23 protein-coding genes, 2 rRNA genes and 2 other annotated features are annotated in these 20,993 nt (G+C 42.9%); all 25 genes read left to right on the top strand.

Features of this window, described 5'->3' with window-relative positions:
• Positions 1 to 93: ribosomal RNA gene (locus tag BMW59_RS12875) — 23S ribosomal RNA — on the top strand; the annotation flags it as partial.
• Between the two features lie 81 nt (positions 94 to 174).
• Positions 175 to 291: ribosomal RNA gene (rrf, locus tag BMW59_RS12870) — 5S ribosomal RNA — on the top strand.
• Between the two features lie 358 nt (positions 292 to 649).
• On the top strand, positions 650 to 1,363 hold the full coding sequence (locus BMW59_RS12865) for an MgtC/SapB family protein (RefSeq protein ID WP_093052756.1): 714 nt from the start codon (positions 650 to 652) through the stop codon (positions 1,361 to 1,363).
• A 167-nt stretch (positions 1,364 to 1,530) separates the two neighbouring features.
• Positions 1,531 to 2,007, top strand: coding sequence for a CtsR family transcriptional regulator (locus BMW59_RS12860; RefSeq protein ID WP_093052753.1), 477 nt, complete (start codon positions 1,531 to 1,533; stop codon positions 2,005 to 2,007).
• Positions 2,008 to 2,023: 16 nt separating this feature from the next.
• Positions 2,024 to 2,563: a protein-arginine kinase activator protein McsA gene (gene mcsA / locus BMW59_RS12855; protein WP_093052750.1), complete on the top strand. Its 540-nt coding sequence runs from the start codon at positions 2,024 to 2,026 to the stop codon at positions 2,561 to 2,563.
• A 2-nt stretch (positions 2,564 to 2,565) separates the two neighbouring features.
• Entirely contained in the window at positions 2,566 to 3,636 is a 1,071-nt protein-coding gene (gene mcsB / locus BMW59_RS12850; protein WP_093052747.1) for a protein-arginine kinase McsB, read from the top strand.
• 23 nt (positions 3,637 to 3,659) lie between these two features.
• Positions 3,660 to 6,101 carry an ATP-dependent protease ATP-binding subunit ClpC gene (gene clpC / locus BMW59_RS12845; protein WP_093052744.1) on the top strand — a complete coding sequence of 814 codons (2,442 nt, stop codon included), beginning with the start codon at positions 3,660 to 3,662 and terminating at the stop codon, positions 6,099 to 6,101.
• A 175-nt stretch (positions 6,102 to 6,276) separates the two neighbouring features.
• A complete protein-coding gene (radA, locus tag BMW59_RS12840; RefSeq protein ID WP_093052741.1) occupies positions 6,277 to 7,680 on the top strand; it encodes a DNA repair protein RadA in 1,404 nt (467 codons plus the stop codon).
• Positions 7,655 to 8,737, top strand: coding sequence for a DNA integrity scanning diadenylate cyclase DisA (disA, locus tag BMW59_RS12835; RefSeq protein WP_093052738.1), 1,083 nt, complete (start codon positions 7,655 to 7,657; stop codon positions 8,735 to 8,737). Before radA ends, disA begins: the two co-directional genes overlap by 26 nt.
• Before the next feature lie 197 nt (positions 8,738 to 8,934).
• Positions 8,935 to 10,023 (top strand): PIN/TRAM domain-containing protein, encoded by a 1,089-nt coding sequence (locus tag BMW59_RS12830; RefSeq protein WP_093052736.1) that lies wholly within the window; start codon positions 8,935 to 8,937, stop codon positions 10,021 to 10,023.
• A 29-nt stretch (positions 10,024 to 10,052) separates the two neighbouring features.
• Positions 10,053 to 10,751 (top strand): 2-C-methyl-D-erythritol 4-phosphate cytidylyltransferase, encoded by a 699-nt coding sequence (gene ispD, locus BMW59_RS12825; RefSeq protein WP_093052733.1) that lies wholly within the window; start codon positions 10,053 to 10,055, stop codon positions 10,749 to 10,751.
• Entirely contained in the window at positions 10,748 to 11,221 is a 474-nt protein-coding gene (ispF, locus tag BMW59_RS12820; protein WP_093052730.1) for a 2-C-methyl-D-erythritol 2,4-cyclodiphosphate synthase, read from the top strand. The genes ispD and ispF overlap by 4 nt, the downstream gene beginning before the upstream one ends.
• A 73-nt stretch (positions 11,222 to 11,294) precedes the next feature.
• On the top strand, positions 11,295 to 12,749 hold the full coding sequence (gene gltX / locus BMW59_RS12815; RefSeq protein ID WP_093052727.1) for a glutamate--tRNA ligase: 1,455 nt from the start codon (positions 11,295 to 11,297) through the stop codon (positions 12,747 to 12,749).
• An 11-nt stretch (positions 12,750 to 12,760) separates the two neighbouring features.
• Positions 12,761 to 12,992: a binding site (T-box leader), on the top strand.
• Between the two features lie 117 nt (positions 12,993 to 13,109).
• Positions 13,110 to 13,763 carry a serine O-acetyltransferase gene (cysE, locus tag BMW59_RS12810; protein WP_093052724.1) on the top strand — a complete coding sequence of 218 codons (654 nt, stop codon included), beginning with the start codon at positions 13,110 to 13,112 and terminating at the stop codon, positions 13,761 to 13,763.
• Between the two features lie 33 nt (positions 13,764 to 13,796).
• Complete coding sequence (cysS, locus tag BMW59_RS12805) at positions 13,797 to 15,197, top strand: cysteine--tRNA ligase (protein WP_093052721.1); 1,401 nt, start codon at positions 13,797 to 13,799, stop codon at positions 15,195 to 15,197.
• A complete protein-coding gene (locus BMW59_RS12800) occupies positions 15,198 to 15,608 on the top strand; it encodes a Mini-ribonuclease 3 (RefSeq protein WP_093052718.1) in 411 nt (136 codons plus the stop codon). It begins immediately after the preceding gene.
• Between the two features lie 4 nt (positions 15,609 to 15,612).
• A complete protein-coding gene (gene rlmB, locus BMW59_RS12795; protein WP_093052715.1) occupies positions 15,613 to 16,368 on the top strand; it encodes a 23S rRNA (guanosine(2251)-2'-O)-methyltransferase RlmB in 756 nt (251 codons plus the stop codon).
• Between the two features lies 1 nt (position 16,369).
• Complete coding sequence (locus BMW59_RS12790; RefSeq protein WP_093052711.1) at positions 16,370 to 16,882, top strand: NYN domain-containing protein; 513 nt, start codon at positions 16,370 to 16,372, stop codon at positions 16,880 to 16,882.
• Positions 16,883 to 16,983: 101 nt separating this feature from the next.
• On the top strand, positions 16,984 to 17,667 hold the full coding sequence (sigH, locus tag BMW59_RS12785; protein ID WP_235788527.1) for an RNA polymerase sporulation sigma factor SigH: 684 nt from the start codon (positions 16,984 to 16,986) through the stop codon (positions 17,665 to 17,667).
• Between the two features lie 161 nt (positions 17,668 to 17,828).
• Complete coding sequence (gene rpmG, locus BMW59_RS12780; RefSeq protein ID WP_093052705.1) at positions 17,829 to 17,978, top strand: 50S ribosomal protein L33; 150 nt, start codon at positions 17,829 to 17,831, stop codon at positions 17,976 to 17,978.
• A gap of 25 nt (positions 17,979 to 18,003) precedes the next feature.
• Positions 18,004 to 18,204 (top strand): preprotein translocase subunit SecE, encoded by a 201-nt coding sequence (gene secE / locus BMW59_RS12775; protein ID WP_281244272.1) that lies wholly within the window; start codon positions 18,004 to 18,006, stop codon positions 18,202 to 18,204.
• Positions 18,205 to 18,269: 65 nt separating this feature from the next.
• Positions 18,270 to 18,803, top strand: a complete 534-nt coding sequence (gene nusG, locus BMW59_RS12770; protein ID WP_093052702.1) for a transcription termination/antitermination protein NusG — start codon at positions 18,270 to 18,272, stop codon at positions 18,801 to 18,803.
• 166 nt (positions 18,804 to 18,969) lie between these two features.
• The gene (rplK, locus tag BMW59_RS12765; RefSeq protein WP_143051237.1) at positions 18,970 to 19,395 is read left to right on the top strand and encodes a 50S ribosomal protein L11; all 426 of its coding nucleotides are present in this window, start codon (positions 18,970 to 18,972) and stop codon (positions 19,393 to 19,395) included.
• 77 nt (positions 19,396 to 19,472) lie between these two features.
• Positions 19,473 to 20,216, top strand: coding sequence for a 50S ribosomal protein L1 (rplA, locus tag BMW59_RS12760; protein WP_093052696.1), 744 nt, complete (start codon positions 19,473 to 19,475; stop codon positions 20,214 to 20,216).
• A gap of 37 nt (positions 20,217 to 20,253) precedes the next feature.
• Positions 20,254 to 20,401: a sequence feature (ribosomal protein L10 leader region), on the top strand.
• A gap of 36 nt (positions 20,402 to 20,437) precedes the next feature.
• Entirely contained in the window at positions 20,438 to 20,938 is a 501-nt protein-coding gene (rplJ, locus tag BMW59_RS12755; protein ID WP_093052693.1) for a 50S ribosomal protein L10, read from the top strand.
• Positions 20,939 to 20,993 lie beyond the last annotated feature (55 nt).

The raw sequence follows: 20,993 nt of genomic DNA, 5'->3' as shown, positions 1-20,993 counted from the left end.
GATCCCTCAGAGAAGATGAGGTTGATAGGTCTCGGGTGGACGCATGGCGACATGTGGAGCTGAGAGATACTAATCGATCGAGGGCTTAACCAAAATGTCTTCGGATAAGACACGATTTATTCATCATAAACGTTATCCAGTTTTGAGAGGTCAACGACCTTTCAACTTTATATGTCCAGTGACGATCGCGGAGAGGTCACACCCGTTCCCATGCCGAACACGGAAGTTAAGCTCTCCAGCGCCGATGATAGTTGGGGGCTCTCCCCCTGTGAAAGTAGGACGTCGCTGGGCTCAAAGGCATTCTCAGAAGAGAATGTCTTTTTTTGTGTTTTCAAGGATTACCTAAAACCTTTCCGGCTAAAAGCTGATACTTTTCTTTTGGACAGGCGTTTCGCTGATTGAGCATCGATTTTCGCCGATAGAACCCAAATTTCGCTGATAGACCCCCTCCTTTTCCACGATAGGCCATAAAAAATCGTTTCTGAAGCCGTCCATTACTGCCCAAATCGCCAATTATCGCTGTAAGAGCCCGCCCTATAAATTAAAACCCATGATTTATATAACTTTTTAAAGGGTATTGAATGTTTACTGTGGAATAATAATGAACCATAGCTCAAATATTGCAACAATTATTAGGAGTGAAACATAAATGGAGTGGGCAGGAATAATAGATAACGAATTAGTTATTATGGCGACGAGGCTGCTTGTGGCAGCATTATTGGGGGGAATGATTGGATTTGAGAGAGAAATAAGTCATCACTCGGCTGGATTCCGTACGCATATGTTAGTGAGTGTGGGATCGTGTCTGGTCATGCTCTTGGCTTTTTTCGGTTTTCAGGATTATTTGGCTGCAAACACGGAAGTGGTCAGGTATGATCCTTCCCGTCTCGCTTCATATGTCATTTCCGGAATCGGCTTTTTGGGAGCTGGAACGATTTTAGTCCAAGGATACTCAGTCCGGGGGTTAACGACTGCAGCTTCCATCTGGGTGGTAGCAGGCATAGGCCTGACAGTTGGGGCCGGAATGTTCGATGCGGCTTTATTAGCGACAATTATTGTGATTTTAAGTTTATTCCTTCTTAGAAAAGTAAGTTTTCGTAAAGGCACACATCTTAAGAAGAATACACTTACCATTTTAGTGAACGAAGAAAATAGCCGGCTGAATGAAATGGTACAGATTCTGGAAGCCAATCATATTAGCACTCATAGTATGAAAACGGATAAACAAAACATTTATAACGAAAATCCAATGATTGAATATCGTTTATTAGTGGAATATAAAAATGAGAATGAAATTAATGCAGTACTGGATGAGTTACATAGGCTTCCTTTCGTAAAACAAGTATTAATAGAGAAAGAATAGAATGAAAACGAATGAGATTGACGAAAATAAATAAGGTGCACATCAAATTAGTTGCACCTTTTTAAAAAAACGATATAATAGAGACAAAGTCAAATATAGTCAAAGTCAATCCGGAGTTTTATTAAATTCATAAAGCATCTGCTTTGCGGGCAAAGGAGGGGGATGCGGTGAGGAATATTTCTGATCTGATTGAACATTACCTCAAGACAATCTTAGAAGGAAACAGAGAAGAGGTTATTGAAGTAAAACGAAGTGAGTTAGCCGAGCAGTTTGATTGCGTTCCTTCTCAAATAAATTATGTGATCCGCACCAGGTTTACTGTGGAGAAAGGCTATATGGTCGAAAGCAAACGGGGTGGCGGAGGCTATATCCGTATTATTAAAGTCAAAGCAGATAATCAGCTCGCATTGTTTGACCAGTTAATTGAACTTAGCGGAAACCGGGTTACCCAGACCGCGGCTAATAATATGATTGCACGTCTTTTAGAGGAGGAAGCTGTTACGCAAAGGGAAGCAAACCTTATGAAGAGCGTGATGGACAGAGAGGTTATTCATATTAAACTGCCGTTCAGAGACGAATTGCGGGCTCAAATGTTAAAAGCTATGCTGACTGCCCTGAAGTATAAAGAGTTTAATAAACCTTAGATGAGGAGGGGATGATATGCTCTGCCAAGAGTGCCAGGAACGCCCGGCCAGCTTGCATTTCACAAAAATCATCAATGGGGAAAAAACTGAAATTCATGTGTGTGAAACGTGTGCCAAAGATAAAGGAGACCAATTCCAGGGTTCGAACAACTTTTCAATTCACCAATTGCTTTCAGGTCTTCTGGATGCAGGCCAATCACTATCTGCTTCACAATCTCAGCCTTATAAAAAAACTCAGCCTGACTTAAAATGCCCGAGTTGCGGGATGGAATACAAGCAGTTTGCCAAAGTGGGAAGGCTGGGCTGTGCCGATTGTTACCGGACTTTTAACCAAAAATTAGAACCGGTTTTTAAAAGAATTCATGGGGGAAATTCGGTACACTCCGGTAAAATACCGAAGCGGAAAGGCAAAGATTTGCACGTGCATCGTGAAATTGAAAATTTAAAAGAGAAAATGAAAAAGCTGATAGAGCAGGAAGAGTTTGAAAAAGCTGCTGAAACGAGGGACCGTATCCGCTCTTTAGAAGAAAGCCTGAATAACAAGGGGGGAGCGTGAGTATGTCATTAGGGCCTTTTATTAATGAAGCAGTCAGTCCGTGGATGAAAAACGAAGGACCGGAAGCAGATATTGTTATAAGCAGCCGTATTCGCCTCGCCCGAAACCTGCAGGATGTGACTTATCCTCTTCTCGCTGATAAGGAACAGCTTGAAAAGATTGTCGGAAAGGTTGAAGATAAATTTGCGGGTCACTCTCACCGCAGGTTTGGCCAGCTGGAACTCCTTAAAATGAATGATCTAAAGGCTAATGACAAGCGGGTGCTGGTGGAAAAGCATCTGATAAGCCCGAACCTTGCAACTGATTCTAAAGCGGGAGCTGTGCTTCTCAGTGAAGATGAGTCCCTGAGTGTGATGGTTAATGAAGAAGACCATTTACGGATTCAATGTCTACTTTCAGGTTTCCAATTAGATGAAGGGCTTAAGTATGCCAATGATATGGATGACTGGATGGAAGAAAAACTGGATTTCGCTTTTGATGAAAAACGAGGGTATTTAACAACCTGTCCTACGAACGTAGGCACAGGCCTCAGGTCTTCTGTCATGATGCATTTGCCGGCACTGGTTCTCACGAAAAACCTGAACCGAATTCTCCCGGCTATCAACCAGCTGGGCCTTGTCGTACGTGGTATTTACGGCGAAGGCAGCGAAGCTCTGGGAAACCTGTTCCAGGTTTCCAACCAGACGACTCTCGGAAAATCGGAAAAAGATATCGTAGAAGATTTACGAAATGTGGTCACACAGCTTATCCAGCAGGAACGAGCAGCAAGAAAAACCCTGCTTGAACAGTCACAAAATAAATTGGAAGATAGAATTTACCGTTCCTACGGCATCCTTGCCTACAGCAGAAGAATGGAATCAAAAGAAGCGATGCAAAGGCTGTCGGACGTGAGACTCGGGATTGATATGGGGTTAATTAAAAATGTAAATGGCAAGATTCTTAACGAATTAATGATTTTGACTCAGCCCGGTTTTCTCCAGCAATATGCAGGGGAAAAGCTGAACTCAGAACAGAGGGATGAACGAAGGGCCGCTGTCATAAGAGAAAGATTTAACCTTGAAACAAACGGTTAATTATAAGATGGAGGTGTAAGTAAATGATGTTTGGAAGATTTACTGAACGCGCACAAAAAGTTTTAGCACTGGCCCAGGAAGAAGCAGGAAGATTAGGTCACAGCAATATAGGCACAGAACATATTCTGTTAGGTTTAGTCAGTGAAGGAGAAGGGATTGCGGCTAAAGCACTGTCTGCTTTAGGTCTTGGATCTGAAAAGATTCAGACTGAAGTTGAAAATCTGATTGGCCGCGGAGAAGAAAGTACAAAACAAATTCATTATACACCAAGGGCTAAAAAAGTTATTGAGCTTTCTATGGATGAAGCGAGAAAGCTTGGCCACTCTTATGTAGGTACAGAGCATATTCTTCTCGGACTGATCAGGGAAGGAGAAGGGGTGGCTGCCAGAGTTTTAAATAACTTGGGTGTCAGCCTGAATAAAGCAAGGCAGCAAGTTCTGCAGCTGCTCGGTTCAAGCGAGTCTGCCAACAGCCAGCAGCAGTCTTCTGCAGGTACCGGAGCCGCTAATGCCAATACGCCTACACTTGACAGTCTTGCCCGTGATTTAACCGCTATTGCCAAAGAAGATCAAATTGACCCGGTTATCGGCCGTGCCAAGGAGATAGAGCGGGTTATACAGATTCTCAGCCGGCGTACTAAAAACAACCCTGTTTTAATTGGTGAGCCGGGCGTAGGTAAAACAGCTATCGCAGAAGGGCTTGCTCAACAGATTATTAACAACGAAGTTCCTGAGACACTCCGAAATAAACGGGTAATGACTCTTGATATGGGAACTGTAGTAGCGGGAACTAAATACCGCGGGGAGTTTGAAGACCGGTTGAAGAAAGTTATGGAAGAGATCCGGCAGGCAGGGAACGTGGTCCTGTTTATCGATGAACTTCATACATTGATTGGAGCTGGTGGTGCAGAAGGTGCCATTGACGCTTCCAATATCCTGAAGCCTTCACTGGCAAGGGGAGAACTTCAGTGTATAGGTGCTACCACTCTTGATGAATACCGTAAATATATTGAGAAAGATTCCGCCTTGGAAAGACGTTTTCAGCCGATTCAGGTTGATGAACCGACTAGTGATGAGTCTATCCAGATTTTAAGTGGCCTGAGAGACCGGTATGAAGCGCACCACCGTGTCACAATTACTGATGATGCGATTGAGGCAGCGGTGCAGTTGTCCGACCGTTATATATCTGACCGTTTCCTTCCGGACAAAGCGATTGATTTAATAGATGAAGCAGCTTCAAAGGTTCGTCTGCGCTCTTATACAGCGCCGCCTAATCTGAAAGAAAAGGAGCAGAGCCTGGAAGAGCTCCGTAAAGAAAAGGATGCAGCGGTGCAAAGCCAGGAATTCGAAAAAGCAGCCTCCTTGCGTGATAAAGAGCAGAAATTGCGGGAAGAGCTTCAATCTATGAAAAATGAATGGAAAGAAAAGCAGGGTCAGGAGAACTCTGAAGTAACTACAGAAGATATTGCTTCCGTTGTATCTACATGGACGGGAATTCCAGTCAGCAAACTGGCCGAAGAAGAGACAGACCGTCTGCTCAGAATGGAAGAAATTCTTCATAACCGTGTCATCGGGCAGGAAGAAGCTGTCCAGGCCGTTTCAAAAGCTATTCGCCGTGCAAGGGCAGGGCTTAAAGACCCTAAACGTCCAATAGGTTCATTTATTTTCCTTGGACCTACCGGGGTTGGTAAAACAGAACTCGCCAGGGCAGTAGCGGAGTCTTTATTCGGTGATGAAGATGCCATTATCCGAATTGATATGTCCGAATTTATGGAGAAACATACGACAAGCCGTCTTGTCGGTTCACCTCCTGGTTATGTCGGCCACGAAGAAGGCGGGCAGTTAACAGAGAAAGTCCGGCGCAAACCTTACTCAGTCATTCTTCTTGATGAAGTTGAAAAAGCGCATCCGGAAGTATTTAATATTCTTTTACAAGTCCTTGAAGACGGCTTCCTGACTGATTCAAAAGGCCGCAGGGTAGATTTCAGGAATACGGCGATTATTATGACTTCAAACGTGGGTGCGAGCACGCTGCGACAGGAGAAAAGTTTAGGATTTACTGCTCAGCGGGACGGACAGGACTATAAAGATATGAAAGGGAAAGTCATGGGCGAACTAAAGAAAAGTTTCCGTCCTGAATTCCTGAACCGTATCGATGAAATTATTGTCTTCCATTCCCTTGAAAAAGAACACATTAAAGAAATTGTCTCACTCATGGCTAATGAACTTACTAAGCGGCTTAGAGAGCAGGACATTGAGTTTGAGTTAACTGAAGAAGCGAAAGCTAAAATTGCCGACGAAGGGTTTGACCCTGAATACGGAGCGCGTCCGCTTCGACGGGCCCTGCAAAAACAAGTTGAGGACCGCTTATCTGAAGCGCTCCTGCGCGGAAACATCAAAAAAGGCGAATCTGTAAAACTGGATGTTAAAGAGGGCGAATACACTGTGAGCTCTGCGGGAAATTAAGAGTAAATTTTGTAGGAGTCACAAGCAGGTTGAATTATAACGAGGGGGGGAAGTCAAAGTGTATACTGCGACTTCTCCCTTTATTTTTTTACTCACGGTTCCTTTTCCTTCATCATCCTTACGTTGCCGTGATAAAATAAATAAACAGGATGTTCAAGGAAAAGAGGTCGTGTAAATGGCTAAACGCAAAACAAAATTTGTCTGTCAGGATTGTGGTTATGAGTCCACTAAATGGATGGGGAAATGTCCAGGCTGCCAGAACTGGAATACATTAGTGGAAGAAATAGAAGCAGAGCCAGCCGGAAGAAAACGGGGCTTTGTAACGGGAGGCAAAAGAACCGCAAAACCTGAACCTATAACAACAATTGAGCGAACTGAAGAAGAAAGAATCAGTACACATATAAAAGAGCTTAACCGCGTTTTGGGAGGCGGAATTGTTCCTGGCTCTCTCGTTCTGGTCGGAGGCGATCCGGGAATAGGGAAATCAACCTTGCTTCTTCAAGTTTCCGCTACACTTTCTGAACGAAAAGAAAGGGTGCTTTATATATCAGGTGAGGAATCGGTTAAACAGACAAAGTTGAGAGCTGACAGACTTGGCATAGGGAATGACCAGTTATTTGTTTTAGCCGAAACTGATGTGGAACATATCGAAAAAGTGATAGAAGAGATGAACCCGACACTCGTTATCATTGACTCTATTCAAACTGTTTATCTTGAAGGTGTAACAAGTGCACCAGGAAGTGTTTCACAAGTCAGGGAATGTACATCGGCATTTATGCGCATAGCTAAAACAAAAGGAATTGCTATTTTTCTTGTCGGGCACGTGACCAAACAAGGTTCCATTGCAGGACCGCGGATTTTGGAACATATGGTTGATTGTGTACTTTACTTTGAAGGAGAGCGCCACCATACCTATCGTATTTTAAGGGCCGTAAAAAACAGGTTTGGATCAACTAATGAAATAGGGATTTTTGAAATGAAAGAGGCCGGCCTTGAGGAAGTTCTAAACCCTTCAGAGATATTTCTTGAAGAAAGATCTTCAGGAGCGGCCGGTTCCGCTGTCGTTGCCTCAATGGAAGGGACAAGGACAGTGCTGGTAGAAATACAGTCACTGATTTCTCCTACAAGCTTCGGGAATCCGAGAAGAATGGCCACGGGTGTTGACCATAATCGTATTTCTTTAATTATGGCAGTATTGGAAAAACGGGTCGGTATGATGCTCCAAAATCATGATGCTTATGTAAAGGTAGCGGGAGGCGTCCGCCTGGATGAACCTTCGATAGACCTGGCTATCGCTGTGTCAATTGCTTCAAGTTTCCGGGATTCACCAACAGCCCCGGCTGATGTAATTATTGGAGAAGTTGGCTTGACTGGAGAAGTAAGACGTGTCACACGTATTGAACAGCGGGTCATTGAAGCGGCTAAACTCGGTTTTGAACGTGTCATTATTCCTGAGAAATCGGCAGGAGGGTGGACGGCGCCTGAAGGAATAGAAGTAGTGGGTGTCAGCAGTGTAAATGAAGCAATCGAAGTCACGTTAGGAGGAATATCGAGTGGATCACCAACGTTCGAATTATGATGAAAATTTTATAAGTAATGTGCTGCATCTGGTAGCGCCGGGGACAGCTCTTCGGGAAGGCATCGACAATGTCCTGCGGGCAAAAACCGGCGGCTTGATTGTCCTTGGGTATAATGAAGAAATGATTAACCTTGTGGACGGCGGATTTTTTATAAACAGTGATTTTTCCCCTGCCTACCTTTATGAACTGGCTAAAATGGACGGAGCAATCATTTTAAGTGAAGACGGCGGGCGGATTCTCTACGCTAATACACAGCTAGTCCCGGAAAATACGATTTATTCTACTGAAACCGGGATCCGCCACAGAACGGCACAAAGAGTAGCTAAACAGACTGGCAACCTGGTTATATCCATTTCCCAGAGGCGTAATGTGATTACCCTTTACCAGGGAGAGTACAGATATGCACTTAAAGATATCGGCGTCATTTTAACAAAAGCAAATCAGGCCATTCAGACACTGGAAAAGTATAAATCCGTACTTGATCAAAGTATAACTAACCTTGGTGCATTGGAATTTGAAGAACTTGTTACATTCAACGAAGTATCCCAGGTGATGCACAGGGTAGAAATGGTTTTAAGAATTAAAGGAGAAATACTTAATTACGTGAATGAATTAGGAAACGAAGGACGGCTTATCTCTATGCAGCTGGAAGAGCTGGTTCTTAACATGGAGAATGAAGCCCTGCTTTTAATTAAAGATTATATAAAAGACGAAAAACAGGACCCTGTGGAAACGTTAAAGAAATTAAAACGTCTGTCAAATGATGAGCTGCTGGATGATCATGTGATCGTCAAGCTCCTGGGCCACGGGAAAATTACTAATCTCCAGGAACAGGCTGTTTGTCCGAGAGGCTACCGAATTTTAAATAAAATTCCCCGCATTCCGCCCATGGTTGTCGGTAACCTGATAAACAGATTCAAGGAACTGCCTTATATTATGAGAGCCAGTATTGAAGAACTGGATGAAGTGGACGGTATTGGGGAAGCGAGAGCAAAAAAAATAAAAGACGGATTAACCAGGATTCAGGAGCAGCTTTTTATAGACCGGCACATTTAAATGAATAGTGTCTAAAAAAATCATCTATTGACGAATAGATTTTAAATGGATATAATGGATTATTTAGTATTATTGACAATGTAATTAGCCGGTGATAAGGTATTTATATGCTTGAATATGTAATTTTTTGTGAAATTTAACCTTTTATGTTTGGATTCCGGGGTCTTGTCTATAATAACTAGAAGGAGGTGAAGTTTATGCTTCGCAAAATTGTACAATTGGTAATTCTGTTTATAGGTGGTACTGTCGGTTATCTGTTTATACCTGATCTTATTCATTTTCTAAATATTAACGGCACCCCGGAATGGCTTATTAACGGTTATTTTGGAGCAGTATTAGGTGCACTTATATTATACTTATCTCTTTATTTGTTTGTAGATAACATTGTCAGTTTTATCCGGCTTGCTGAAGATACACTTGTCAAATTTCCGGTGACAGACCTTCTGTTTGGCACGGTGGGACTGGTTATTGGTCTGATGTTAGCCTTTCTGATTACCGTTGCTTTAAACAGTGTAGAGATCCCTATTTTAAGTTCTGTTTTGCCGCTTATTCTTACGTTGTTTTTCGGATATTTAGGCTTTCAGGTCGGTTATCAGAAGCGTGATGAATTAATGGGGCTGTTTCCTGGGTCCAAAAATACAAAGAAAAGCGCTGAAGAGGCTGAAGAAGAAGTTCACGGAAAACTGAAGATTCTTGATACGAGTGTAATTATTGACGGAAGAATTGCAGATATCTGCCAGACCGGATTTATAGAAGGAACGTTAATCATTCCGGAATTTGTACTTGAAGAGCTTCAGCATATTGCAGACTCTTCTGATGTGTTAAAAAGGAACCGTGGCCGGCGCGGTCTAGACATTTTAAATAAAATTCAAAAAGAGCTGTCCGTAAAAGTTGAAATTTATGAAGGAGATTTTGAGGAAATTCAGGAAGTAGACAGCAAACTTGTGAAACTGGCTAAAGTGCTGGGAGGATTTGTTGTTACTAATGACTTTAATTTAAATAAAGTGTGCGACTTACAAGGCGTGGATGTCCTGAATATTAATGATCTCGCAAATGCGGTCAAGCCTGTTGTCCTGCCCGGCGAAGAAATGGGCGTGCAAGTTATTAAGGACGGCAAAGAACAAAACCAAGGTATTGCTTATTTAGACGATGGTACGATGATTGTTGTTGAAGAAGGCAGAAGTTATATTGGCAAAAATATTGAAGTCATTGTGACCAGTGTGCTGCAAACCTCAGCCGGACGAATGATTTTTGCCAAACCGAAACTGATGGAGAAAGCACTTTAAGGCCCAATAGAGACAATAAAGGAGTTCTCATGCGAAATTATCATGTAGTTATTCCAGCAGCAGGCCAAGGAAAACGAATGAATGCCGGCAAGAATAAACAATTTTTGAAAATAGACAATGACCCCCTCCTGATTCACACGCTCCGTGTGTTTGAGGAGGATCTTCTATGTACTGGGATAATCCTGGCCGTAAATAAAAAGGAAATAGAACAGATTCATGAACTTATTAAAGAGTATAATATCACTAAGGTGTCCCAAATTGTTGAAGGCGGCAAAGAGCGCCAGCAGAGTGTATTTGAAGGATTGAAAGCTATTAAAGGAAACCCTGTCGTGCTGATACATGACGGGGCAAGACCGTTTATACGGCACGAGGTAATTCACCACCTGGTAGAAGCCGCCTGTGATAAGGGAGCGGCAGTGACAGGTGTCCCTGTTAAGGATACAATTAAACTGGTTGAGCAGAAACAGATTACACAGACGATTGACCGGTCAAGCTTATGGTCAGTACAGACACCTCAGGCTTTTCATCTTGAAGAAATACGCTATGCTCATGAAATGGCTGAAAGAGATGGTTTTTTGGGTACTGATGATGCAAGCTTAATGGAGTACCTTAATCGTCCGGTGGAAATTGTACAGGGGGATTATGAAAATTTGAAAATAACCACTTCTGAAGACCTGCTTTTTGCTGAGGCTATTATTAAAAAGCGTAAGGAGGATGCACAGAAATGAGAATAGGACAAGGGTTTGACGTCCATCAGCTCGTGGAGGGGCGACCACTTATCCTTGGAGGAATTGACATTCCCCATGATAAAGGCCTGTTAGGCCATTCAGATGCTGATGTACTTTTACATACGATTGCTGATGCATGTTTAGGAGCTGTTGGTGAAGGGGATATCGGTAAGCATTTCCCTGACACTGATCCTGAATTTAAAGACGCTGACTCTGCCATGCTTCTTAGCCATGTGTGGGAGATCGTCAAGCAGCACGGTTATAAATTAGGTAATGCGGATTGTACGATTATGGCTCAAAAACCAAAAATGGCTCCTCATATACCTGCTATCCAAAAGAGAATTGCCGAATTACTGGAAGCGGAAGTTTCTCAAGTAAATGTGAAAGCGACAACAACAGAGAAACTGGGATTCACCGGACGTGAAGAAGGCATTGCTTCCCAGGCAGTTGTTTTGCTGGTAAAAGTGTAATTCTTAATGGAACCTTGTAATGTAAAGATGGTAGAATAAAATAAATGAACATTAGAATGGAAGGTGTCATACTATGAGTCAAGAAGTACGTGTGAGGTTTGCTCCGAGTCCAACGGGACATTTACATATTGGCGGAGCACGCGCTGCTCTTTTTAACTATCTTTATGCGCGAAACCAAAAAGGGAAATTTATCGTCCGTATTGAAGATACTGACCAGGCGAGAAATGTAGATGCAGCGACCGAAAAACTGATGGAAAGCCTAAAATGGTTAGGTATTGAGTGGGATGAAAGTGTAGATGTCGGCGGCCCTCATGCACCGTACCAGAGCATGGAAAGGCTTGATATTTATAAAAAATATGTCGAACAGCTGATTCAGGAAGGCAAAGCTTACCACTGTTATATGACGGAGGAAGAACTGGAAGCTGAGCGTGAAGAACAAAGGGCGCGTGGAGAAACACCGAAATACAGCGGCCGCGACCGGAATCTTACTGAAGAGCAAAAGAAAGCTTACGAAGAAGAAGGACGAAAGCCTGTTGTCCGCTTTCTTGTACCGCAGGGACAGGAAATTATAGTAGATGACAAGGTACGGGGCAAAGTAACATTCGACAGTGACGGGATTGGCGATTTTGTGATTGTACGCCAGGACGGAATTCCAACTTATAATTTCGCCGTAGTGATTGATGATCACCTTATGGAAATTTCCCACGTCATCCGTGGAGAAGAACATCTGTCAAATGCTCCAAGACAAGTACTATTATTTGAAGCATTAGGCTGGACGCCTCCGGTATTTGCTCATGCTTCCCTCATCTTAAATGAAGACAGGCAAAAAATGAGTAAAAGAGATGAATCAATCATTCAGTTTGTTGAACAGTACCGCGATCTAGGTTATTTGCCTGAAGCAATTGTGAATTTTATTTCTTTATTAGGCTGGTCTCCTGGCGGAGAAGAGGAAATCCTTACAAAGGATGAACTGATCGAACAGTTTACCTTGGACAGAGTTATTAAAGCTCCGGCAGTTTTTGATACCCAAAAGCTTGCATGGATGAATAATCAGTATATGAAGGAAGCGGATGAAGACCGCGTTGTGTGGCTTGCTCTTCCTCATTTGGTAAAAGCCGGGCGTCTTCCTGAGATGATGACTGACGAGCAGAAAAAATGGGCGTATGACTTAATCATTCTTCACCAGGAAAAAATGAGCTTCGGGGCAGAAATTGTTAAGTTGACAGAGTTGTTCTTTAAAGAACAAATCGATTATAATGGAGAGGCTAAAGAGGTTTTAGCCGGAGAACAGGTGCCTGAAGTGCTCCGCGCCTTTAAAGGTAAATTAGAAGAAGTGGAAGATTTTAAAGCTGAGGAAATTAAAAAAGCGATAAAAGCTGTACAGAAAGAAACCGGCCATAAAGGAAAAAATCTGTTTATGCCGATTCGTGCAGCGGTATCAGGACAGACCCATGGTCCCGATCTTCTTCAAACCATTTCTCTTTTAGGACGCACTGTAGTCAAAAAGCGCTTAGACAGTTTGCTGTAAAATAATAAATAGCTAAAACACTGACGAGGAGAAGTAGGAAGACACCATTCTTTAAAGAGAGGGTCACCGCGGCTGAAAGTGACTTAAGATAATGTCTTTTGAAATGCACCTCTGAGTCCATTTCCTGAACAGGAACTGCGGTTTCTTAATAGGGATGGCGGAATGGAAAGACCGTTATCTTTCAAAGCGGAGTACCAAAACGTACTCAAACAGAGTGGAACCGCGCGATCAAGCGTCTCTGTGTCCTCATAAGGGCACAGAGACGTTTTTTATACTTTTGGCTCTATATAAAGGTAAGCCGAGTTTTAAATATCCGGAACGGAGCCTGAATAAAAGCATACTTGAAAGGAGGGACTGTCTTTGTTTAAAACCTTAAGAAATGATGTTGATGTGGTCCTGGACCAGGACCCTGCTGCCCGTAACCGTTTAGAAGTCATTATAAATTATTCAGGGGTGCATGCGGTCTGGTGTCATCGTCTGGCGCATTGGTTGTGGAACAGGAAACTTTATTTTATTGCCCGGTTTCTGTCCCAGGTCAGCCGGTTTTTTACGGGAATCGAAATTCATCCCGGAGCGAGAATCGGCCAGAGGCTCTTTATTGATCACGGAATGGGAGTGGTAATAGGTGAGACGTGTGAGATAGGAAATAACGTAACAATATTTCAAGGCGTCACCTTGGGCGGAACAGGAAAAGAAAAAGGAAAACGGCATCCGACTCTGGAGGATAATGTTCTTGTGGCTACCGGGGCAAAAGTTCTCGGGTCCATGAGAATCGGAAAAAACTCCCGAATAGGAGCAGGTTCTGTCGTTTTAAAAGAAGTCCCGCCTAACTCTACTGTCGTCGGTATACCTGGCAGAATTGTCGTCCAGGATGGGGTGAAAGTACAGAACGATCTGGATCACATCAATCTTCCAGATCCTGTATCAGATAAATTCAGAGCTCTTGAACAGGAGTTATTGCGGGTAAAGAAAGAAATAAAAGAACTAAAAAGGGAGCAGTCACAAAGAAGCTGACCTGTTGAACGATATACTGAGGAGGAAACTTGTATGGCGATCAAGCTGTATAATACGTTAACAAGAAAAAAAGAAACGTTTAAGCCTATGGAAGAAGGAAAAATTAAGATGTATGTTTGCGGGCCTACGGTTTACAACTACATCCATATCGGTAATGCCCGCCCGGCAGTAGTATTTGATATGATCCGCAGGTATTTTGAATACCGGGGATTCGATGTACAATATGTTTCAAACTTTACAGATGTGGATGACAAAATAATAAAAGCTGCAGAAGAAATGGGCGAGGACGTTATGGCGATAGCTGAACGATTTATCAAAGCCTATCATGAAGACACAGGAGCCCTGGGTGTCAAACCCGCAGATGAGCATCCGCGGGTAACGGATACGATGCCGGAGATTATTGAGTTTATTGAACGCCTGACAGAAAAAGGGTATGCTTACGAATCTGAAGGCGATGTGTATTTCAGGACGCGGAAATTTGATACTTACGGGCAGCTCTCTCATCAGTCAATTGATGACCTGCAAGTAGGCGCAAGAATTAAAGTTGGCGAAAAGAAAGAAGACCCTCTTGATTTCGTATTATGGAAATCAGCAAAACCCGGGGAAATATCCTGGGACAGCCCATGGGGGAAAGGACGGCCAGGCTGGCATATCGAATGCTCGGCTATGGTAAAGAAATATTTAGGGGAGACCATTGATATTCATGCCGGAGGACAGGACCTTGCCTTCCCCCACCATGAAAATGAGATCGCCCAGTCCGAAGCTTTAAATGAAAAGAAAATGGCGAATTACTGGATTCATAACGGCTATATTAATATAGATAACGAGAAAATGTCGAAATCGCTCGGGAACTTTATATTAGTTCATGACATTATTCGACAGTTCGATCCTGAAGTCGTCCGCTTCTTTATTGTGAACGCCCATTACCGCAGTCCAATTAACTTTAGTGACGAACAGCTTAACAGTGCAAAAAGCAGCCTGGAGCGGATCAAAACAACTTACCTGAATGTCTCACACAGACTGGAAGAGACAGCTGATCTGGGAGAAAGTACAGACCGGTGGCTAGAAGAGATTAAAAACTATCGTAAACAATTTACGGAAGCCATGGACGACGACTTCAACAGCGCTAATGCGGTAGCTGCCATGTTTGACTTGGTTAAAACGGCAAACAAATATCTTGAAGAGAAGCAAACAAACAAGGGTGTTTTGAAGGCTTTCCTTGCAGAATTCGATGATATGGCGTTTGTATTAGGGATCCGCCTCGGGGAAGAGGAACTGCTTGATGAAGAGGTTGAACAATTAATAGAAGAAAGAATAGAAGCAAGAAAGAACAGGGACTTTGCAAGAGCAGATGAAATCAGAGACCAGTTAAAAGACCAGAATATTATTTTGGAAGATACGCCTCAAGGAACGCGCTGGAAAAGAGGGCAGTAAATGAAACTGAATAAAGAAATCCGCGAGCCGGAACAGTTAAACCCTTTGGCGCTGGCATATATGGGAGATGGGGTGCTGGACACTTATGTCCGGTACCGCCTGATTTCGAGCGGACAAGTCCGGCCTAATAAACTCCACAAAGAAGCGACACAGTATGTCTCTGCTAAATCGCAGGCTTATATTCTCAGGGCCTTATTAGATGAAGGAATATTTTCCGAAGAAGAACTGGCGATTGTCAAACGGGGCAGGAATGCCCGATCAGGAACTGTTCCTAAAAACACGGACCGCGCCACTTACAATTTGAGCACAGCTTATGAAGCCCTCATCGGTTATTTATATTTAACAGGACGCGAAAAAAGAATGGATGAGCTCGTCTTAAAAAGTTTTGAAATGATTGAAAGAAAGGAGTGATAACATGTCAGGAAAACAAGATTTGATTGCGGGTAAAAATCCCGTTCTGGAAGCTTTAAAAGGGGATCATACGATAAATAAAATTTGGATAGCCGAAGGTTCTCAGAAAGGGCAGATGAACCAGGTTATCAGCTTAAGTAAAAAGAAAAAAGTGCAAGTGCAGTTTGTTCCTAAGAAAAAGCTGGACCAGATGGTGGACACAGATAATCATCAGGGGGTTGCAGCTCAAATTTCAGCTTATGAATATCAGGATATTCAGGTACTATTCGACAGAGCCTCGAAAAAAGGCGAATCACCGTTTTTTTTGCTGCTGGATGAGCTCGAAGATCCTCATAACCTTGGATCAATACTAAGGACGGCAGATGCAGCTGGCGCCCACGGGGTTATAATCCCTAAAAGACGGTCAGTCGGTTTAACTTCAACAGTAGCTAAGTCTTCTGCGGGAGCTATAGAACATGTCCCTGTTGCCCGGGTGACTAATCTCGCGAGAACAATGGAGGAATTAAAAAAACAGGGATTGTGGTTTATAGGAACAGACGCGCGGGGGGAGTCAGATTATCGTGAAGTGGATGTTAATATGCCTCTTTGCCTTGTTATTGGCAGTGAAGGTAAGGGTATGAGCCGGCTTGTAAAGGAAAAATGTGATTTCCTTGTTAACATTCCATTAGCAGGTAAAGTCACTTCACTTAATGCCTCAGTAGCAGCAAGTCTTCTGATGTATGAAGTGCTCCGGCGGCGCCCTTCTCCGGAGATGAACTAGGATGAGAAAGGTGCTGCTGGTAGACGGCTATAACATTATAGGAGACTGGCCGGAACTTAAAGCACTCCAAACATCGGACCTTGAATCGGCCAGAGACCAGCTTATAGAGAAAATGGCCGAATATCAGGCTTATACAGGGGTTGAAGTGACTGTTATATTTGATGCCCATATGGTGCCGGGGCTTGGCAAAAAATATAATAACTACGCATTAAATATTATTTATACAAGGGAAAAAGAGACCGCGGATGAACGGATCGAAAAACTTGTTAAGGAATGGAAGAGGGTCGACACACAGATCTATGTGGCGACCTCCGATTTTGTTGAACAGAGAGTTATTTTTGCGAGCGGAGCATACAGAAAGTCGGCCCGTGAACTTAGGACAGAGATGAAACAGATCGAACGGGGTATTGAGAAAGAAGTAAAAAAGACAAAAAAAGCGACAGCAAAAACGAAGCTCCCCATAACAGAAGAGATGGCTGAAATTTTTGAAAAATGGCGCCGGGGACAAAGATGACGTCTTGACGCTTTTTAATTTCTTCCTGTATACTGATGTTATATTTAGACAATTCTTTAATTTATGCGCTTTCATTTATTTGAGACTGACTGGCTTTTCTTATGAGAAAAAGACAGGGCGGAGGGATTGCGGTGGCTTTAAACCTCATTGAGACCGGGCTTCAGGATAAGTTTCGGCAATTAGACGATGAAAGTCTCGTGCAATATGTACGGGAAGGGGACAGCGGTGCGCTGGAGTACTTGATTAATAAGTACAAGAACTTTGTGCGGGCAAAAGCCCGTTCGTATTTTTTAATTGGAGCGGATCATGAAGACATTGTTCAGGAAGGTATGATCGGACTCTTTAAAGCTATTCGTGATTTTAAAGGGGACAAGCTGTCCTCATTCAAAGCATTTGCAGAATTATGTATAACGAGGCAAATTATCACCGCAATTAAAACAGCTACACGCCAAAAGCATATTCCGCTGAATTCTTATGTTTCTCTGGATAAACCTATTTATGATGAGGAGTCGGACCGTACCCTTCTGGATGTGATTTGCGGATCTAAGTTAAGCGATCCTGAGGAATTGCTGATTAACCAGGAAGAATTTGATGATATTGAAGACAAAATGGGAGAGATTTTAAGCGATCTGGAGCGGAAAGTGCTCATGCACTATTTGGACGGAAGAAGCTACCAGGAGATATCCGCTGATCTTAACCGGCATGTCAAATCAATAGACAATGCTCTTCAGCGGGTCAAACGAAAGCTTGAAAGATACGTAGAATTAAAAGGTGTAAAACTGTAATTCTTACTTTTAAAAACAGGGCTTGCCCTGTTTTTTTAAATTTAAGGTTAAAACGTCCAAGGAAAGTCTATGATAGTGACAAGGCATGATTGACACGGCAGTCCGGCGTGTGATAAATTTTACTAGTATGTATGAGTGTATGTTAAAGAGGAGAGTTGGCTATGTCACAGAAAGTGATTCTTGCCTGCCAGCATTGTCATTCACGAAATTATTCTACGACAAAAACAGCTCAAAACCAATCGGAGCGACTTCAGATAAATAAATACTGCAAGACATGCGGAAAGCATACAGCGCATCTTGAAACGAAGTAACTGAGTGCATTGGGGGGTGTTTTTAGTGGCAGAGACAGCAAAAGCAAAAAAACCGGTGAAATTTTTAAAAGACGTATCCACAGAAATGAAGCGGGTGTCATGGCCTAACCGAAAAGAATTGACGAAATATACTGTGGTAGTTTCAGTGACAGTTATTTTCATTTCGATTTTCTTCGCAATTGCGGATTTCGGAATTTCATCGCTTATTCGTTTGATCACAGGTTAATTGGGGTCATTTACGAAAATATGAATCCGTTAGAGGAGGGAAGGACGTCACAGTCCTGAACAATCATGGAGAAGAATTGGTATGTAGTTCACACATATTCCGGATATGAGAATAAAGTAAAAACGAATTTGGAAAAACGTGTGGAATCAATGGGTATGACCGATAAAATTTTTCGAGTCATCGTCCCGGTAGAAGAAGAAACAGAAATTAAAGATGGAAAATCAAAACAAGTAACGAAGAAGGTCTTTCCAGGCTATGTCATTGTAGAGATGGTTATGACAGATGATTCCTGGTATGTTGTCCGTAATACCCCAGGTGTTACCGGGTTTATCGGTTCTTCTGGCGGCGGAGCTAAACCGACACCGCTTCTGCCTGAAGAAGTAGACGCTATATTACGCCAGATGGGCGTAGAAGCCCCTGCACCTGAAGTGGACTTCGAACTGAAGGAATCCGTGAAGGTGAAAGAAGGGCCATTTGCGAACTTTATCGGTACGATTGAAAATATTTCAGCTGAAAAGCAGAAATTAAAAGTTCACGTTAATATGTTCGGCCGGGAAACTCCAGTAGAGTTAGAATTCAATCAGGTAGAAAAAATTTAATTCTCTTGAGAAAAATTCTTGCTATCTTAGTTATGAAGTGATAAAATTTGAATGTTGTTAATCAACGTGGACATTCTGTTCACGTTTTTTCCTGCAAAGAAGCAGGGTTTGAGTGGGAGAGCGAAAGCTCGGTTTACCACATCACGGACTTAAGGAGGTGTGTCGCGTGGCTAAAAAGGTCATTAAAGTAGTAAAATTACAAATTCCTGCTGGTAAAGCGAATCCAGCGCCGCCAGTTGGGCCAGCACTTGGTCAAGCAGGTGTTAATATTATGGGATTCTGTAAGGAATTTAACGCTCGTACGCAAGAAGAGGCGGGTCTGATCATTCCTGTAGAAATCACGGTATTTGAAGACCGGTCATTTACATTTATCACTAAAACTCCACCTGCTGCCGTTCTTCTGAAGAAAGCAGCTGGTATTGATACGGCTTCTGGTGAGCCTAACCGCAACAAGGTCGCTACTTTGAAGCGTGATAAAGTAAAAGAAATCGCGGAAACAAAAATGCCTGACCTGAACGCAGCAGATGTAGATGCAGCGATTCGTATGGTTGAAGGTACAGCCCGAAGCATGGGAATTACTATTGAAGACTAATTAAACCTGTGCAGGTAAATGGAGGTTGCGAGAAGGGCGAGGGTCCTGCCTGATGCCGGGTATCGCAACCTTTATTAGTGGGAGGTCTAACCGCTAAAACCACAATTAAGGAGGAAACAACATTGGCTACTAAAAGAGGTAAAAAGTATGAAGATGCACTGAAACTCGTTGATCGTGAGAAAGTGTATAATGTAGAAGAAGCAATTGAACTTGTTAAGAAGACAGCAGTCGCTAATTTTGACGAAACAGTTGAATTGGCTGCACGTCTTGGCGTTGACCCTAAGAAAGCAGACCAGCAAATCCGTGGAGCAGTCGTTCTTCCAAACGGAACTGGTAAAACTCAAAGAGTTCTTGTTTTCGCAAAGGGAGATAAAGCGAAAGAAGCAGAAGCTGCCGGAGCTGACTTCGTAGGAGAAGAAGACATGATTAATAAGGTTAGCCAGGGATGGCTTGACTTTGATGTCGTCGTTGCTACTCCTGACATGATGGCTCAAGTTGGTAAGCTTGGACGAGTATTAGGGCCAAAAGGTTTAATGCCTAACCCTAAGACTGGCACTGTTACTTTCGAAGTGGAAAAAGCCGTGAATGAAATCAAAGCGGGTAAAGTAGAATACCGCGTTGATAAAGCTGGAAATATCCACGTTCCACTTGGGAAAACGTCTTTCGATAATGACAAGCTCGTTGAAAACTTTAAAACAATGATGGATACTTTAATGAAAGCTAAACCAGCGGCTGCAAAAGGAACTTACCTTCGTAACGTTTCCCTTGCTGCTACAATGGGGCCTGGCTTAAAAATTAATGTATCAGGATATAAACTGTAGTTGACTTCCCTGATTCAGGGAGTTATACTGTTGATTGTGAATTTAATCGATCATGCCGTAGACAGCAGGTGCACGCAAATGTGCTTAATTTCCTGCCGAGGTTTGTAGCGTCGAATACCTATGTTATATAGGGAATAGATTATACTGCCTCCATGTCTGCGCATGGGGGCTTTTTTATGGCTCGCAAACGGTATGAACAATCTTCAATAGGAGGTGTCAGAATGAGCACAGTGATTGAAAAGAAAAGTCAGATTGTTGACGAAATCGCAACTAAACTTAAAGAAAGTCAATCTACAATTGTAGTTGACTATCGTGGTTTGGACGTAGCTGAAGTAACTGAACTTCGTAAACAGCTGCGTGAAGCGAACGTAGACTTCAAAGTTTACAAAAACACAATGGTGCGCCGTGCAACTGAAGCTGTTGAATTAACAGAAATCGATGAACAGCTAAAGGGGCCGACAGCAATTGCATTCAGTAATGACGATGTGGTGGCTCCTGCAAAGATTCTTAACAACTTTGCCAAAGAGCACGACGCGTTAGAACTTAAGGCTGGAATCATTGAAGGACGTGTAGCTTCTTTAGAAGAAGTCAAGGCTCTTGCGGAGCTTCCATCCCGCGACGGGTTGCTTTCTATGCTACTCAACGTTATGCAAGCTCCAATCCGCAACTTTGCATTGGCGACAAAAGCAGTTGCAGAACAAAAAGAAGAGCAAGGTGCGTAAACAAACCTTGCCAAATCAGTGCCTGACGGCATAATATATTTTAAACAGGAGGAAT

It is taken from the genome of Salipaludibacillus aurantiacus (genome assembly GCF_900111295.1).
Lineage (GTDB): Bacteria > Bacillota > Bacilli > Bacillales > Salisediminibacteriaceae > Salipaludibacillus > Salipaludibacillus aurantiacus.
This window is presented reverse-complemented; position numbering and strand designations above follow the sequence as displayed.

What these genes read in the sequence shown, in the direction of transcription:
- rpmG (WP_093052705.1), top strand. Translation starts at nt 17,829, where the DNA reads ATGTCACAGAAAGTGATTCTTGCCTGCCAGCATTGTCATTCACGAAAT.
- nusG (WP_093052702.1), top strand. Translation starts at nt 18,270, where the DNA reads ATGGAGAAGAATTGGTATGTAGTTCACACATATTCCGGATATGAGAAT.
- mcsA (WP_093052750.1), top strand. Translation starts at nt 2,024, where the DNA reads ATGCTCTGCCAAGAGTGCCAGGAACGCCCGGCCAGCTTGCATTTCACA.
- ispF (WP_093052730.1), top strand. Translation starts at nt 10,748, where the DNA reads ATGAGAATAGGACAAGGGTTTGACGTCCATCAGCTCGTGGAGGGGCGA.
- rlmB (WP_093052715.1), top strand. Translation starts at nt 15,613, where the DNA reads ATGTCAGGAAAACAAGATTTGATTGCGGGTAAAAATCCCGTTCTGGAA.
- clpC (WP_093052744.1), top strand. Translation starts at nt 3,660, where the DNA reads ATGATGTTTGGAAGATTTACTGAACGCGCACAAAAAGTTTTAGCACTG.
- BMW59_RS12865 (WP_093052756.1), top strand. Translation starts at nt 650, where the DNA reads ATGGAGTGGGCAGGAATAATAGATAACGAATTAGTTATTATGGCGACG.
- rplJ (WP_093052693.1), top strand. Translation starts at nt 20,438, where the DNA reads ATGAGCACAGTGATTGAAAAGAAAAGTCAGATTGTTGACGAAATCGCA.
- BMW59_RS12800 (WP_093052718.1), top strand. Translation starts at nt 15,198, where the DNA reads ATGAAACTGAATAAAGAAATCCGCGAGCCGGAACAGTTAAACCCTTTG.
- ispD (WP_093052733.1), top strand. Translation starts at nt 10,053, where the DNA reads ATGCGAAATTATCATGTAGTTATTCCAGCAGCAGGCCAAGGAAAACGA.
- cysS (WP_093052721.1), top strand. Translation starts at nt 13,797, where the DNA reads ATGGCGATCAAGCTGTATAATACGTTAACAAGAAAAAAAGAAACGTTT.
- radA (WP_093052741.1), top strand. Translation starts at nt 6,277, where the DNA reads ATGGCTAAACGCAAAACAAAATTTGTCTGTCAGGATTGTGGTTATGAG.
- BMW59_RS12830 (WP_093052736.1), top strand. Translation starts at nt 8,935, where the DNA reads ATGCTTCGCAAAATTGTACAATTGGTAATTCTGTTTATAGGTGGTACT.
- gltX (WP_093052727.1), top strand. Translation starts at nt 11,295, where the DNA reads ATGAGTCAAGAAGTACGTGTGAGGTTTGCTCCGAGTCCAACGGGACAT.
- sigH (WP_235788527.1), top strand. Translation starts at nt 16,984, where the DNA reads ATGAGAAAAAGACAGGGCGGAGGGATTGCGGTGGCTTTAAACCTCATT.
- mcsB (WP_093052747.1), top strand. Translation starts at nt 2,566, where the DNA reads ATGTCATTAGGGCCTTTTATTAATGAAGCAGTCAGTCCGTGGATGAAA.
- BMW59_RS12790 (WP_093052711.1), top strand. Translation starts at nt 16,370, where the DNA reads ATGAGAAAGGTGCTGCTGGTAGACGGCTATAACATTATAGGAGACTGG.